15 protein-coding genes are annotated in these 14,530 nt (G+C 67.5%); 4 read left to right on the top strand and 11 right to left on the bottom strand.

The genetic code is table 11. The features are described from left to right. Nucleotides 1-7: 7 nt before the first annotated feature. The 8 genes from ACFVV5_RS08525 to ACFVV5_RS08560 all read right to left on the bottom strand — a co-directional run bounded on the left by ACFVV5_RS08525 (nucleotide 8) and on the right by ACFVV5_RS08560 (nucleotide 8,919). Nucleotides 8-1,054 carry a Gfo/Idh/MocA family protein gene (locus ACFVV5_RS08525; RefSeq protein ID WP_387241895.1) on the bottom strand — a complete coding sequence of 349 codons (1,047 nt, stop codon included), beginning with the start codon at nucleotides 1,052-1,054 and terminating at the stop codon, nucleotides 8-10. After that, nucleotides 1,051-2,085 carry a Gfo/Idh/MocA family protein gene (locus ACFVV5_RS08530; protein ID WP_387241898.1) on the bottom strand — a complete coding sequence of 345 codons (1,035 nt, stop codon included), beginning with the start codon at nucleotides 2,083-2,085 and terminating at the stop codon, nucleotides 1,051-1,053. Before ACFVV5_RS08530 ends, ACFVV5_RS08525 begins: the two co-directional genes overlap by 4 nt. Before the next feature lie 12 nt (nucleotides 2,086-2,097). After that, nucleotides 2,098-2,952 carry a carbohydrate ABC transporter permease gene (locus tag ACFVV5_RS08535; protein WP_387241901.1) on the bottom strand — a complete coding sequence of 285 codons (855 nt, stop codon included), beginning with the start codon at nucleotides 2,950-2,952 and terminating at the stop codon, nucleotides 2,098-2,100. Next, the gene (locus ACFVV5_RS08540) at nucleotides 2,945-3,904 is read right to left on the bottom strand and encodes a carbohydrate ABC transporter permease (protein WP_387241905.1); all 960 of its coding nucleotides are present in this window, start codon (nucleotides 3,902-3,904) and stop codon (nucleotides 2,945-2,947) included. The genes ACFVV5_RS08535 and ACFVV5_RS08540 overlap by 8 nt, the downstream gene beginning before the upstream one ends. Further along, on the bottom strand, nucleotides 3,904-5,169 hold the full coding sequence (locus ACFVV5_RS08545; protein WP_387241908.1) for an ABC transporter substrate-binding protein: 1,266 nt from the start codon (nucleotides 5,167-5,169) through the stop codon (nucleotides 3,904-3,906). Before ACFVV5_RS08545 ends, ACFVV5_RS08540 begins: the two co-directional genes overlap by 1 nt. An 80-nt stretch (nucleotides 5,170-5,249) precedes the next feature. Then, the gene (locus tag ACFVV5_RS08550; protein WP_387241911.1) at nucleotides 5,250-6,425 is read right to left on the bottom strand and encodes a Gfo/Idh/MocA family protein; all 1,176 of its coding nucleotides are present in this window, start codon (nucleotides 6,423-6,425) and stop codon (nucleotides 5,250-5,252) included. Then, the gene (locus ACFVV5_RS08555) at nucleotides 6,422-7,615 is read right to left on the bottom strand and encodes an ROK family protein (protein ID WP_387241914.1); all 1,194 of its coding nucleotides are present in this window, start codon (nucleotides 7,613-7,615) and stop codon (nucleotides 6,422-6,424) included. The genes ACFVV5_RS08550 and ACFVV5_RS08555 overlap by 4 nt, the downstream gene beginning before the upstream one ends. Nucleotides 7,616-7,797: 182 nt before the next feature. Further along, nucleotides 7,798-8,919, bottom strand: coding sequence for a GAF domain-containing protein (locus tag ACFVV5_RS08560; protein ID WP_387241916.1), 1,122 nt, complete (start codon nucleotides 8,917-8,919; stop codon nucleotides 7,798-7,800). 175 nt (nucleotides 8,920-9,094) lie between these two features. Here ACFVV5_RS08560 and ACFVV5_RS08565 point away from each other — a divergent pair, with 175 nt between their 5' ends. Then, nucleotides 9,095-10,333: a hypothetical protein gene (locus tag ACFVV5_RS08565; RefSeq protein ID WP_387241919.1), complete on the top strand. Its 1,239-nt coding sequence runs from the start codon at nucleotides 9,095-9,097 to the stop codon at nucleotides 10,331-10,333. Between the two features lie 45 nt (nucleotides 10,334-10,378). On the opposite strand, the gene ACFVV5_RS08570 is transcribed toward ACFVV5_RS08565, so the two are convergent. The 3 genes from ACFVV5_RS08570 to ACFVV5_RS08580 all read right to left on the bottom strand — a co-directional run bounded on the left by ACFVV5_RS08570 (nucleotide 10,379) and on the right by ACFVV5_RS08580 (nucleotide 12,018). Further along, a complete protein-coding gene (locus tag ACFVV5_RS08570; protein WP_387241922.1) occupies nucleotides 10,379-10,645 on the bottom strand; it encodes a DUF86 domain-containing protein in 267 nt (88 codons plus the stop codon). A 63-nt stretch (nucleotides 10,646-10,708) separates the two neighbouring features. Further along, nucleotides 10,709-11,014, bottom strand: a complete 306-nt coding sequence (locus tag ACFVV5_RS08575) for a nucleotidyltransferase family protein (protein WP_387241925.1) — start codon at nucleotides 11,012-11,014, stop codon at nucleotides 10,709-10,711. Nucleotides 11,015-11,070: 56 nt separating this feature from the next. Continuing rightward, entirely contained in the window at nucleotides 11,071-12,018 is a 948-nt protein-coding gene (locus ACFVV5_RS08580) for an NAD(P)H-binding protein (protein ID WP_387241928.1), read from the bottom strand. Nucleotides 12,019-12,085: 67 nt separating this feature from the next. Here ACFVV5_RS08580 and ACFVV5_RS08585 point away from each other — a divergent pair, with 67 nt between their 5' ends. The 3 genes from ACFVV5_RS08585 (at nucleotide 12,086) to xerC (ending at nucleotide 14,529) form a co-directional block, all read left to right on the top strand. After that, nucleotides 12,086-12,424 carry a metalloregulator ArsR/SmtB family transcription factor gene (locus ACFVV5_RS08585; RefSeq protein WP_387241931.1) on the top strand — a complete coding sequence of 113 codons (339 nt, stop codon included), beginning with the start codon at nucleotides 12,086-12,088 and terminating at the stop codon, nucleotides 12,422-12,424. Between the two features lie 561 nt (nucleotides 12,425-12,985). Next, a complete protein-coding gene (locus tag ACFVV5_RS08590) occupies nucleotides 12,986-13,213 on the top strand; it encodes a hypothetical protein (protein WP_387241934.1) in 228 nt (75 codons plus the stop codon). A 56-nt stretch (nucleotides 13,214-13,269) separates the two neighbouring features. Continuing rightward, a complete protein-coding gene (gene xerC, locus ACFVV5_RS08595) occupies nucleotides 13,270-14,529 on the top strand; it encodes a tyrosine recombinase XerC (RefSeq protein ID WP_387241937.1) in 1,260 nt (419 codons plus the stop codon). The last annotated feature ends 1 nt before the right edge of the window (nucleotide 14,530 follow it).

Genomic DNA, 14,530 nt, shown 5'->3' on the forward strand with positions numbered 1-14,530 from the left:
CGGATGGTCAGACCGTGACGGGCTGTCCCGTCGCAGCGGAGCGCTGCGCGGCGGCGACCACCCGGAGCGTGCGCAGACCGACACCGCCGTCCGGCACCGCAGGCCGCCCCTCGCGGACGGCGCCGAGGAACTCCGCGATCATCGCGCCGTCGAGGTCGTCGCCGACGCCCTCCCACACCTCGCCGGACGCGTCGTGGCCGCTGACGTGCTGGGCGAACGGCGCGATCGTGAGAGAGCCGCGCGTCCCCGTGATCTGCAGGGTGACGCCGCCCCAGGTGGGCGCCGAGTCCGGCACGCTCCAGGAGCAGTCGATCGTCGCGACGACGCCGCCCGGGTAGATCGCGGTCACCAGGCCGCCGGTCTCCACGTCGACCCCGGCGTCTGCGTGGAGCATCCGGTTGGACACCGCCCGCACCGAGGTGGGCAGCGTGCCGAGCAGTTCGTCGAGCAGGTCGGCGCAGTGCACCACATGGTCGATGAGGGAGCCGCCGCCGGAGAGTTCTTCGTCGGTGAACCAGGCCCGGTCGGCGAGGGGGATCTTGCCGTTGTTCGTCCCGGTGACGCCGATGATCTCGCCGAGTTGGCCGGAGCGGACGCGCGCGCACGCATCGGTGAACGACGTGGCGAACCGCACGGGGTACGCCGTCATGAGGGTGACGCCCGCGCGTTCGGCGGTCGCGACCATCGCCTCGGCGTCGGCCACCCTGGTGGCCAGAGGCTTCTCGCACAGGATGTGGGCTCCCGCGGCGGCTGCGCGCTCCACCAGGTCCCGGTGGCGCGAGTTCTCGGCGGTGACGATGACCGCGTCCGGCCCCCAGGCCAGCGCCTCCTCGTAGGTCTCCACGTAGGGAACTCCGAGGAGGGCGGCGAGCTCTGCGCCGCGCGGGCCGGCATCCGGAGCGGACGCGCCGTCGGGGTCGGTCGTGACGAGTTCGATGTCGTCCCGGCCGGCGAGCAGGCGGCTGTACCCAATGGCGTGGGTGTGGGCGAACGAGAGCACCGCCACCTTGATCGTGCGCCGATCGGTCATGCGGATTCCTTCGATGGGGGTCATGCGGTCACTTTCTCGCGGGGTGCGACGGCGTCGTCGAGGTCGACGTCGACCGCCAGGCCGGTACGGATGGACTCCGCCGCTGCTTCGGCGAGCGCGACAGCCCGGATGCCGTCGGCGGCCGAGACGCGCGCCTCCCGACCGCCGGCGATCGCCTCGGCCAACTCGCGGAGCTGGGTCGTATACGGGCTCTCGGCGTGGACGGGCGGCGGGAGATAGCCCCCGGTCTCCGGCCCCTCTGCCTCCGAGACCCGGGGGATGTCGAGCGTCGTCGGGAGGTCGATCCCCGAGTCGATCGTCAGCACGCCGGAGGTCCCGGCGATGTGCGCCTTGGTGCGGAAGGTCGTCCCGCGCGCACCCCAGGTGCCCTGCACATGGCTGATCGCCCCGCTCGTGTGGGTGAGCACGACGTGCGCCGTGACGATTCCAGGCACCACGCCGTCGACCGTCGGCGGGCTCTGCACCGCGTAGACCTGCTCCACGTCGCCCGCCAGCCACAGCGCCTGGTCGAGGTCGTGGATCATCTGGTCGAGCACGATCCCGCCTCCCCCGGTCTCGTCGAAGAACCACGACCCGGCCCGGGGCGCCTCGCCGCCGCGCACGAAGCGCAGCACGGCGGGGGTGCCGATGCGTCCGGCGTCGACCTGGCGCTTGAGGTTCGCGTACTCGGGGAAGAACCGCACCACGTGGGCCGGGAACAGCCGCACCCCGGCCTCTTCTGCGGCGGCCTCGAGCTCCCGGGCCGCTTCGGACGAGACCGCGAGCGGCTTCTCGCAGATCACGTCTCTGCCCGCCGCGATGGCGGCGAGCGCCAGCTCGTGATGGGCGCTGCTCGGCGTCACGATGTCGACCACGTCGACGGCCGCCAGCAGCTCGTCCACGCTGCCGGCCACGGCGAAGCCGTAGCGTTCGGCCAGGGCGGCCGCGCCCTCGTGGGAGAACACGGTCACGCGTGCTCCGAGCTGCTTCCAGCCCGCCGCGTGCACGTGGGAGATTCCGCCGGCCCCGATCAGGCCGACTCGAAGGTTGTTCACGAAGTCTCTTTCTTATTTCATGCCCGAGAATGCGATGCCGTCGATGACGCGCCTCTGCATCAGCAGGAACAGGATGAGCACGGGAGCCATCGCGAGGAGGCTCGCTGCGAGCAGCAGGGGGTAGTCCGGGATCGAGCGCTGACTGGTCAGCGTCGCGATGCCCGCCGAGAGCGGCATCTGCGTGGAGTCCGTCGCCACGATCAGCGGCCAGAGCAGGTCGTTCCACGACGCGAGCACTGTGATGATCGCAAGCGCCGAGAGTCCCGGTTTGGCCAGCGGCAGCATCACCTTCCAGAAGATCTGGAAATGGTTGGCGCCGTCGAGCCGTGCGGCCTCGGACAACTCATCCGGAAGCCCCATGAAGAACTGCCGCATGAGGAAGGTGCCGAATGCGCTGAAAATGCCGGGCGCAGCGATGCCGGCGATGGTGTTCAGCCAGCCGAGCCCCTGCACGATCTGGTACTGCGGCAGGAGGTACACCTGCGGCGGCACCATGAGAATCGCCAGCACCAGGCCGAAGATGGTCCGCTTGAACGGGAACTCCATGCGCGCGAACGCGTAACCGGCCATCGAGCACAGCAGCAGCTGACCGACGGTGCGGATCACGGTCACCGCGACGGACACCCACAACTGGCTGAGGAACGGGAGCTGCTCGAAGACGTGCTCGAAGTTCTCCCAGTGCAGCGTCCCCGGCCAGATCGTCGGAGGCACGGAGGCGACCTGCGCGTTGGTCGACAACGACATCAGGATCTGCCAGACGAACGGGAAGATCATCAGCAGCGACGCGACGATGAGGATCACGTGCGTCAGGCTGCTGCCCATCCGGGACCGCCCTGTCTTCGCTCCCACCTGCACGGCGCTAGACATAGTTCACCCATCTTTTCTGCATCCGGAACTGAAGAATCGTGAAGACGCCGACGAGCACCAGGATGGCCACGCCGACCGCCGCCGCGTAGCCGTTGTCTCCGGTCTGCTGGTGGGCGAAGAACAGGTACACCATCGACTGCGTCTGGTTGATGGCGGGGTTCTGCGTGCCCATCAGCGCATACAGGAGGTCGAAGAGCTGGAATCCGGTGATGACCGTCATGACCGACACGAAGAAGATGGACGGGCTCAGCAGCGGAACCGTGATGGAGAAGAACTGCCGTAGGCGGCTGGCGCCGTCGAGCGACGAGGCCTCGTACATCTCCGGCGGGATGCCCCTCATCCCGGCCGACAGCACGATCAGGTTGAAGCCGAGAGAGATCCACATGCCGACGACTCCGACGGCGATCAGCGCGAACCATTCGGTCGAGAGCCAGTTCGGCCCGGTGATGCCGACCAGGCTGAGCACGTAGTTGATCACGCCGAAGTCGCCGTTGAAGATGATGCGCCAGACCATCGAGACCGCGGCCGGCATGGCCACGTACGGCAGGAAGAACGCCGTGCGGTACAGGCTCGCGAATCGCAGGCCGGGCCGGTTGATCAGGCTGGCGAAGATCACCGCGAGCGGGATGCCCAGCAGGAGGAAGCCCACGAAGACGAGCGTGTTGAGGATCGACCGCCAGAACGAGGGGTCGCTGAGCATGGCCTCGTAGTTGGAGAGGCCGCTCCAGGTCGCCCCGCCGAAGACGCCCCACGTCGTGAAGCTGAAGTAGGCATTGCGGATGATCGGCCAGATGTAGAACACGATGACGCCGAACAGCAGCGGGAGGACGAAGATCGCCGCCCACAGCCAGTCCTTTCGATTGGCGCGCTTCGTGCCGCGAGGCGCCCGGGGGGCGGGTGCCGCCGACAGGTCGGCGGCACCCACTCCCTTTTCTGCGAGTTGAGTGGACATCACTCTTTGGCGAGGTCCGCGTTCATCTGCGCGGCGAGATCTTTGGCGACCTCCGCCACCGGACGCTTACCCGAGAAGGCGTCGGGCAGCAGGTCGTTCTCCGCCTTGTTCCACGCAGCCGTGTTCTTCGAGATGGGGTACGGGTACGAGTAGTCGGTCGCCGCCTTCTCGAAGATGCTGAGGTCGTACGGCGCGGAGTCGACGAAGGCCTGCTGGGTCCCGTTGAACGCGGGGTTCGCCGCGCCCATCTTCGCCTGCGTCTCCGCGGCCTTCTTTCCGCCCAGGTAGGCCTGGAACGCGAGGGCGGCGGACTTGTTCTTCGAGTCCTTGGCGACGACGTTGGCGAGACCGTGGATCACGGTCGCGTTGGTCTCGCCCTTCGGAAGCTGCACGACGGCGATGTCCTTGACGATCGGCGACTTGAGCAGCTCGGCGTTGCTCCACGTGCCCGACCAGAACATGGCCGACTTGCCGTTGATGAACCACTGGTCCTGCGGGGTGTCCGACAGCTGCGAGGGCGTCGGCGACGAGCCGTCGGCGATCAGGTCGCGCACGAACTGGAGGCCCGCGATCGACTTGGGGTCGTCGTAGCCGGACTTCTTGCCGTCCTTCGAGATGATCGAGCCGCCGGCCTGCAGGATGGTGTTGTAGTACATCTCCTGGCCGCCGGAGAGACCGCTCGCCGTGCCGTACACGCCCTGCGCCTTCAGCTTGGCGGAGATCGCCTTGGCCTTCTGGTGGTACTCGTCCCACGTCCAGTCGGCGGTCGGGTAGGCGACGCCCGCCTTGTCGAACAGCGCTTTGTTGTAGAAGACGGCGATGGTGTCGAAGTCTTTCGGAACGCCGTACTGCTTTCCGTCGAACGAGTACAGGTCGTCGAGCGCCTTGGGGTAGTTCGCCGGGTCGATCCCCGATCCGATGGGCTCGAGCAGACCGTTGGACGCGTAGAGCTGGAAGTTCGGCCCGTTCATCCAGAACACGTCGGGAAGCGTCTTCGACGAGCCCTGCGTCTGCAGCTTGGTGAAGTAGTTCGCGTACGGGGTGACCTGCTCCGTCACCTTGATGTTCGGGTACTCCGAGTTGAAGTCCTTGATGAGCGCGTCCATCGCAGGCTTCTGGTTGACGTCCCAGAACGCGTACGAGATGGATGCCGACAGATTATGATCGGCTGTGGCATCGGACCCGCTTCCAGTGTTCGATGAGCAGCCTGCCAGAAGGGCGGCGGCGGCAACCGCGGCTCCGGCGGCGAGCATGGCTTTTCGCATTGGTTCTCCTTTGAATGTGGGGGTGTTTTGGTGCCTCCCGGGCTGGCGACTTGCCTCGTCGGCCCGGGAATTCTTGTCTTCTAGAGGCGCAGAGCGACCCGATCGTCGACCGCCGGCACGAGGCGCGGCTGCGATCCGTCGCGCAGCGACTCGGTGGCTGCGACCGCGGTGGCGACCGCGTTCCTGGCCGCGACCGCCGAGGTCTCGGTCGGAGCTCCATCGCGCACGAAGTCGATGAACTCGGCCACGGTCAGCCGGTCGGCGTCGTTGTGGCCGCCTTCGTCTCCGCGCACGCGGTACTCGGCGTCGCCCTGCGGGTCATACGTGGTCCGCTTGTTCCAGACCCGGACGACGGCTCCGTCGGAGTCGCCGAAGTTCTCCAGCCGCCCTTCTGTGCCGATCACCGTGTAGTTGCGCCAGTAGTCGGGGGTGAAGTGGCACTGCTGGTACGAGGCGAGCACGCCGTTGTCGAGGCGCATCGTCACCATCGAGATGTCTTCCACGTCGATGATCGGGTTGAGCTCCGTCTGGCTGAGCGGCGGCCAGGCGTTGAGCGAGAACCAGTCGGGCATCGTCCGGTCCGAGTTGTCGCGGCGGTCGGTCACCTCGCCGTAGACCGCCAGGTCGCCCATACCGGTCACGAGCGTCGAGTACCCGCCGGCCAGCCAGTGGATGATGTCGATGTCGTGCGCGCCCTTCTGCAGCAGCAGTCCGTTCGACTTCGCCCGCTCGGCGTGCCAGTCCTTGAAGTAGTAGTCGCCGCCGTTGCCGACGAAGTGACGGCACCACACGGCCTTCACCTCGCCGATGTCGCCGCGCTGGATGATCTCGCGCATCTGCCGCACCACCGACATGTGCCGCATGTTGTGGCCCACGTAGAGCCGGCTCCCGCTCTCCGCGGCTGCGGCGAGGATGGCGTCGGCGTCGTCGAGCGTGATGGCCAGCGGCTTCTCGAGGTAGACCGCGATGCCGGCGCGCAGCAGGTCGACGGCGATCTCGGCGTGCGTGTGATCGGGCGACGTGACGAAGGCGGCGTCGATCGGTTCGCCGCTGTCGACGAGCTCCCGGTGGCCGGGGAACAGCCGCACGGCGTCGCCGAAGGTCTCACGGGCCCGTTCGCGGGAGGCCGGACTCGGGTCGGCGACCGCCACCACGACGCCCTCGCCCGATCGCACGGCGTGCTGCGCGATCGAGGATCGCGCGCCCGCTCCGATCACGGCGAGCCGGAGGGGCTGGACTGAGTACTGCGATGTCATCGGATGACCCTTTCTGCGAGCGTCTGTGCGGCGGCGACGTCGATGTGCGGTTCGGGGATGCCGTCGACCCCGTAGACCAGCTCGGCCGATCGGCCGTAGGCGAGGACGAGAGCCCCGAGGACGACCGACTCCGCCCCGAGCTCCGAGGCGATGATCGGCGGGCGGATCGGCAACGGGATCACGCTCATCACGGCCCGGCGAAGCGGCTCCAGCAGGGCATCCCCCGCTCGCGAGAGGCCGCCGCCGACCACGACCACGTCGGGGTCGATGGCCATGGTGACGGTCGCGATGCCCGTTGCGAGGCCGCCGACGAAGTCCTCGATCTCGGTCATGGACTCCTGGTCGCCCTCGCCGGCCCGGCGGAAGACCTCCTCGCCGGTGTCGGCGGAGGTCCAGCGGAGCTGGCCTCTGGAGTTGACGCGCATCGAGAACACGATGTCGCCGACCTCGCCGGCCGCGCTGTGGCTTCCGCGCCGCAGCTTGCCGTCGATGATGAGGCCCATCGAGATGCGGTGACCCGCGAAGAAGTAGACGACGTCGTTGCGGAGCCGGGCGGCGCCCATCCGGTGCTCGGCCAGAGCCGCGAGCCGCATGTCGTTCTCGACCATGACCTCGCAGCCGAATTCGGAGCGGAGGTGCCCGGCGATGTCGACGCCCTCCCAATCGGGGAAGTTGCGCGAGACGATCAGGCGGCCGTCCTCCCCCACGAGCCCGGAGACGGCGACGGACATCGACACGAGTTTCGTGCCGTCGATCCCGCCCCTCTCGAGGCAGCGACGCATCACGCGGATGATCCCGGACATCCGGCCAGGCCCGACGAAGCTGTCGTCGACCACCTCTTCGTCCCACGCCACGACGCTTCCGGCCAGGTCGGCGATCGCGACCCGGATGCGGTGGATGCCGACGTCGACGCCCATCACGTAGCCGGCGTCGCCGACGAACTCGTAGATGCGGGCGGGGCGTCCGGCTCCGCGGCCGCCGAGGGTGTGCTCGTCGACCTCACGCACCAGTCCGCGCTCCCCCATGTGAGCGAGCGCCGCCTCGACCGTCGGCCGGGAGAGACCCGAGCGCGATGCCACCGTGGCGACCGTCGCGCGGCCTCGATCCCGCAGCGCCACCGCGCACCGGACCGCGTTGGCTGCGCGCAGACGCGGCGCCTCGGGCTCCGGTGCCCGCTCGACGAAAACCATCCGGTGAACTCCTCGATTACAAAGAAAGGCAGTTTCGTAATTGCTGCGGTCAGTAAAGCACGGCAAGCATTTCCGGGTCAAGCATCATGGCAATAGAAGTAAAGCCGTTTTCATAACTCGCGCCTTGCGGGCGCCCCGTAGCGCGTCGAGGGGCGCTGAGGTCGGGGTGTGCCGGGGCCGGGTCAGGGCCGGGCGGCGGTCAGCCGCAGGTGGGCCTGCAGCCGTCGGGCGGCGTCGCGCAGAACGGTGATGTCGACGTCGGCGGCTGTCCGCGGCTCGACATCGGCGACCCCGAGCGCTCCGATCGTCTCCCCCGATGGCGCCTGCACAGGCATCGCAGCGTAGAACCGCAGCCGCGGATCGGCCGGGACGGGGCGGCCCGTGAGCCGACGGTCTCTGTGCGCGTCGTAGACGACGAAGGGACCCGCCGAGCGCACCGCGACGCGCACGATGCCCTCGGTGCTCCGCGCCGCCTCGAACCCCTCGGTCGCGACGAAACGCTCGGTGCCGTCCTCGTCCACCACGACGAACGCCGCGTAGCTCGCGCGCATCCGGCTGCGGACATCGGCGAGCAGCGCCGGGATCGCCGGATCGCTCGTCGGACCGGAGAGCCCGAGCGCCTCGAGGGTGCGGGCGCGAGAACCGCGGTGACCGGATGCACGGGTCAGCCGATCCGCACGGAGCACGTCGATCACCGCGGGGGCGATGTCGGCGGCCCAGTGCGCGTAGACGGACGAATCGCGGTACCGGTCGGGGCGGGGCGCGGGGTTGCTCAGGGCGGCGACGCGGCCGCGCTCCGGCGACGAGAGCAGCCGTGCTGTCGCGGCGTTCAGCTGGACACGGTGCACGTCGGCCCGTCGTGCCACTCGCGCCGAGTAGGCGGGAATGGACGCCACCGACTGGATCTGCATCACGACGACCTGCGCCGGGTCGACACCGTGCGCCTCGCAGACGCGCAGGGCGTCCTGCAGACCGGCGGTCCAGGCATCCGGGCCGGTTCCGATGAACGCGTCGTTCACACCGACCGTGAAGACGACCGCGCTGTACGACGGGAGGTCGTCGACGGTCTCGAGCGCCGCGGCAAGGCCGGCTGCGGTCATCCGGGTCTCGGCGTGGACCACGACTTCGACACCGGAGCCCAGCGCCTTCGACACCTGCCGAGCGAGGTGACCGGCCAGCGAGACCTCGTGAGTCAGGACGCCCCAGCCGACCGCCGGCCCGCTGCCGATCAGGAGCACCCGGTCGGCGTCGTCGTCCCCGGCACGCACGACGGCGTCGAGCGGCGGCCGCGGCACATCGCGCATGCGCCGTCCCCTGAGCGACAGGATCAGTCGCGAACGAAGTCCGCCCGGCATCATGGAACCTCCGCTGCTCACCCTAGAACCTTCGACCGCCGCTCCGCCGCCGTAAGCCTCACCCGCGATTCGCACGCCCGAGCGGATAGTGTCAGAGGGTTCCGCACGAAAGGCGAATGATCTGGTGAAGCGCTACCTCAGCCGACTGGCTGCCCGGCTGACGGCGAACCGCCATCGGCTTCCGCGATGGGTCACTCGCCGAATCGACAGCGCCATCGCGAACCCGAACAGTCTCGCCGGCCGCCTCGGCTACGCCATGCTCGGTTCGGCAGCTTCGCCGACGGCGACCGAACCTCCCGTCCTGAGCGCTCCGACGCGGCTCTACATCGGGCCGGCGAACTACGCGGGTCAGGGCCGGCGCTGGGCGCACGCCGTCCAGTCGAACCGTCCGGAGACCGAGGCGGTCAACATGTCTGTCGCCGTGCCGGGCAGCGTGCTGCAGTTCGAGTCCGACATCGTCGTCCCGCTTCGCACGTACATGGGCGACGACGGCTGGCAGGCCGCCCATTTCGACTACGTGACAGGCTTCACGCACGTGCTGTTCGAGAGCGGACGCCCGCTCTTCGGGGAACGCTTCGGCCCCAGCGCCTTCGACGAGGCGCCGCTGGTCGCGGCGAAGGGCCCCATCGTGGGGATGGTGTGCCACGGCAGCGACGCGCGCTTGCCGAGCAGGCACGCGGCCGCTCACCGCTGGTCGCCCTTCCACGACCGGGCTCTGGCCACGCCCGCCGCAGAGCGGCGGGTCGCCGAATTCCTGCAGCGCCTGGAGGCTTTCGACGGCCCCTCGTTCGTCACGACCCCCGACCTGCTCGACGATGTGCCGGAGGGCGTGTGGTGCCCCGTCGTCGTGGACGTCGACCGGTGGTCCGGCGGGCCGGTCCCGCTCCAGCGCGAGCGGCCGGTCGTGGTCCACTCGCCCAGCCATTCGGGCGTCAAGGGAAGCGAGCTGATCGAACCTGCGGTCCGGCTGCTCGAGATGGAAGGCCTCATCACCTATCGGCGCGTCGAGGACATCGCTCCGGATGCCGTGCCCGAGGTGTATCGCTCGGCAGACATCGTGCTCGACCAGTTCCGGCTGGGGAGTTACGGCGTGGCTGCCTGCGAGGCGATGGCGGCAGGCAGGGTCGTGCTCGGGCACGTGACGAACGATGTCCGCGACCGGGTGCGCGAGGAGACCGATGCGGAGCTCCCCATCGTCGAGGCGACCCCCGACACCATCGCCGACGTTCTGCGCTCCGTGATCGCCGACCGCGAGGCCGCACGTGCGACCGCTGAGGCGTCGAGCGCCTTCGCGCGCGACGTTCACGACGGAAGGCGCTCGGCGCACACCCTCTCGACGAATCTACTGAGTCTGCGCCGCTGACCGCCCGCCGCCGTACACACGGATGGGCAGGAAATCGGCAGTGCGCTAATACTGCGCCAAAAGCGAGCGCACGGTCGTGAGGAGCTCGGGAACCCGCGTAGACGCTGCAAGCCACACGACGGTGTCATCGACGACGGCGTAGCCGTGAGCGAGGACATTACGGAGGCCGATGATCCGGACCAAGTCCGGGATGCGCTCGGCGGTCTCGGGGTCGATCCTGCGCAGGTTGTTGAGCGCTTCGCCGACGATGAGCAGCTGACGTTCGACTGCAGAGCGGTGCAGGTCGTGTGCGGCGTATGACTCCGCGGTCAAGCCGTCCACAAGGATGCGATGCGCGATGCTGCCTTCTCGACGTCCCAGAGGTACGCAGCGGATTCAGGCTGCATACAGTTCTTCAGCGGACGCGAGGGCCGATTTCGCAAAATACGGATTGGTCACCGCATTGGCCATGACCAGGTCGACCGGTCGCCCCAACAGGGCTTCGAGGTCTTCCTTCAGGCCAAAGTACGCGTCGAAGAGATCCTGGATCTGGGCGTCGAATTCGACGAAGAAGTCGACGTCACTGTGCTTCGGATCGAATTGCCCGGTGATGGCCGAGCCGAATAGTCGCAACCGACTGACACCGTGGGCGCGGCACAGCGACGCGATCACATCGCGGTCGAGGACGAGTGCCTTTGCCATGCGTCGAGTCTATCGACGGGGGCCATTGTGGCCCAGCACCGTTGTCTCGAGCTCGGCTATTCGATGGCGTCAGCTACGGTCTCCTGCTTGACCTCAGTGCGCCGACGCAGCCCGGGCCGCCACTGCATGATCCGTAGATCGTCAAGGCCGAATCGGCCGACCGGGAGCGCGGCGCGTATCCGCTCGTCGCTGAACGCGCGTGAAGGGCGGATGCCCAGCGGCAGTTCAGGTGCGAAGGGTGCCGGCTCGCTGACCCCTTCGTCGAGCATCCGGGCTTGGGCTTTGGCGACGAGCGGGACGACCATCGTCCACTCGGTCAACTGTGCCAGCGCTCGTATTGTCCATACCGGGGCCGGAAAGAAGACGGGTCTGCGCCCCGCGACGCGGGCGATTCGGCGCACAGCCTCTCCGAGCGTGAACTCCTCCGCTCCCATGACGGCGACAGTCTGTTCGGGGATGCGGCCCTCAATGGCTGCGACCAACACGTCAATCGCGTCCTCGACCGGAATCGGCCGAACAGTACGCTCGCGAAAGCCGACCGTCGCGAACATGGGAAGAGTACGGACTGCTCGGGTCACGTGGTTCACCATGTGGTCACCTGGACCGTAGATCATCCCCGATTTGAGGATCGTGTGGTCGATCCCGGAGTGCCGCACGAGCTCCTCGGCGGCCCACTTCGTCTCGTGATAGGCCGACCCGCAATCGGGTCTGGCACGCAGGAAGCTGACCATGACAATCCGCGTCACCCCAGCTCGACGAGCGGCCTCGACGACGGCGCGGGTGCCCTCAACGTGCACGTGCTCGAACGTCTGGTCGCCAAGCTCTCGATTGATCCCAGCACAGTGCGCGACCACGTCGCAGCCTGCGAAGGCCGCGGCCAGCGCGTCCACGTCGTCGATCGGAACTCCGGTGCGGCGGGAGACGACCACAGTTTCCGTGGAATCCAATCGCTCGGCGAGGTGACGTCCGACGAATCCAGTACCGCCGGTAATGGCTACTCGCATGACCTTGCTCCTTCGCTTATTAGCAATAGAGCTAAACTCTATCTAGCAATGGTGCTATATTGCAACCATGGCAGATACAGCGACCGACATCTTCGCCGCTCTCGCACACCCGACCCGGCGACAGATCTTGCAAGACCTCAAGGATGGCGAACTCGCCGCCGGCGAGATCGCCTCGCGATTCAATGCCACCGGTCCGACTATCTCCCGCCACCTGAGCGTGCTGCGCCAAGCCGGCCTCGTCTCGGAGCGCCGCGACGCCAATCGCATCCTCTACTCGCTCGTGAGCGACAGGCTCGCACTGTCGGTCGGCGATTTCCTCTCGACGGTCTGCCCGGAGCAGATCGTGCTGCGCGAGGTACGGAAGCGAAGCACCGGTCGAACGAGCGGCCGTGCTGCCGAGGCATGAGCGCATAGCCCTGACCGCAGCAATCGGAGCGAACACCTCAGCGCTACTGGAGATGCTCAAACGCACGAGCAATTCAGATGAGGGCAGGATGTGAATGCATCGCCGATCAGCACCCCAGCGCAGAAAGGCCCCCGATCCCAGTGTTTATACGGAATCGAGGGCTTCTAATGTCGGCGCTTGGTGGTGCACCCCCTGGGACTTGAACCCAGAACCCACTGATTAAGAGTCAGTGGGAATCTTGCTACAGGTATTGTTTTTCTTGATCGTGGGCTATATAGTGTTGCCGTGCGGTGATGTGGAGCTATATGGGGTACTACCCCAATGGCTACACCACATGGCTACACAAAAGTGAAGACCCCGAGCTGTAACTCGGAGCCTTCAAGCCGAACCACAGAAAGGGTGGAACGACCAGATGAAGTCTACGCATCTCGTCCGGAGAAGAACGCAGCACACCGGAGTCCTCAGCGACGGCCGGTGGTCCGCTCACGCGAGAAGAATCCACCGGAGCCGCAGCGCTCCACGAGAGGCCGCCACTCCCCCGGCGGCCCAGAGGGGCAACTGATGACCGACCATCACGGCGCGACGTACACGCCGACGGATAACGAGACCTCGCGCGCCCAGGCAGCGAAGTTCTATGTTGCCCGGTTTGACCGCGACGAGCTTGCCCGAACTATCGAGATCGACCTCGGCATCAACGCTGGAGAACTTTGGAAGGCCGGCCAGTGGTCGCAGGCGGCTCAGAGCATCGCGGACGCCATCATCGCGTCGGCCGCGGTGGCCAGCGAATGACGCGCGGGAAAGGTGAGGGCTCGATCTACCGTGTTCCAAAGGACAAGACGAAGCCGTTGAAGTATTGGACGGCCGTCGTCGAGCTCCCGCGGCGCGACGGCAAGCGGCGCCGCCTTCCGATCCGGTCGAAGTCGAAGCCCGAGGTCATGAAGCAGCTGCGCGAGATGCAGGCGCAGCTGGCCAAGTCCGGCGACCTCGAGACGAAGTCGTACACGGTGGAGCAGTGGGTGCACGAGTGGTTCACGACGATCGCCGCGAACAAGAACCGGCCGAAAACGCTCGATACGTACGCCGGCCTGATACGTCGGGAGATCATTCCCGCGATCGGCCGCATCAAGCTCGACAAGCTCACCCCCGGCGATGTCCGCAAGATGAACCACGCGATCGTCGCGGCCGGGAAGTCGTCCACCACGGCCAAGCAGGTCCACCGAATTCTCGCCGTGGCATTGAAGTACGCGGAGCGGGAGGGAAAGGTAGCCCGCAACGTGGCCACGCTCATCGACGCGCCCGTGAAGGCCGCCACGAACCTGAAAGCGCTGACCCTCGACGAGGGCCTCGAAGTGCTCGAAACGGCCACCACCGACGACCTCGGCTCACTCTGGGCGGCAGTGCTGCTCATGGGCGGCCGGCTCGGCGAGCTCATCGGACTGCAGCGCGACCGCGTGCACGTCGATGATCCGGCAGATCCGGACCCCGAGCACGACACGCTCGAGCTCGCGTGGCAGCTGCAGCGCTACACGTGGGAGCACGGATGCAAGCCGGAGAAGAACCCTGACGGCGCCGAGCGGCCGTCGTGCGGTCGGAAGCGCGGCGCTGACTGCCCGCGCCGGAAGGTGACCGCGCCCCCGAACCACGAAGCGGTGAACATCACCGGTGGGCTGTGGCTGTCGCGCCCGAAGACGAAGGCCGGCTTTCGTGTCGTGCCGCTCGTTGACCCTCTGCGCGCGATCATCCTCGGCCACATGGCCGCGACTGCTGACCAGCCGAACCCGCACAACCTCGTCTGGCACAAGCCCAACGGTCAACCGATCGACCCGCGCGACGCGAACCACCTGTGGCACGCCATCCTCGACCGCGCCGGCGTCACACAGGTGCGATTCCACGACGGCCGCCACACAGCCGTCGACCTCCTACTTCTCGCCGGCGTCCCCATCGACGTCGTCCAGCAAATCATCGGCCACTCCTCCCGCGCACAGACGCAGGAGTACAAGACCCGCAACAGCCCGCAGAACGTCGCCGCGATGAAGGCGTACGCGAAGATGCTTACCGACCGCCAGCAGAAGCGCTCTGGCCAGAGCGAGCTCGAGGCGTCTTAGC

It is taken from the genome of Leifsonia sp. NPDC058248, from assembly GCF_042881905.1.
In the GTDB taxonomy this organism is placed as follows: Bacteria; Actinomycetota; Actinomycetes; order Actinomycetales; family Microbacteriaceae; genus Leifsonia.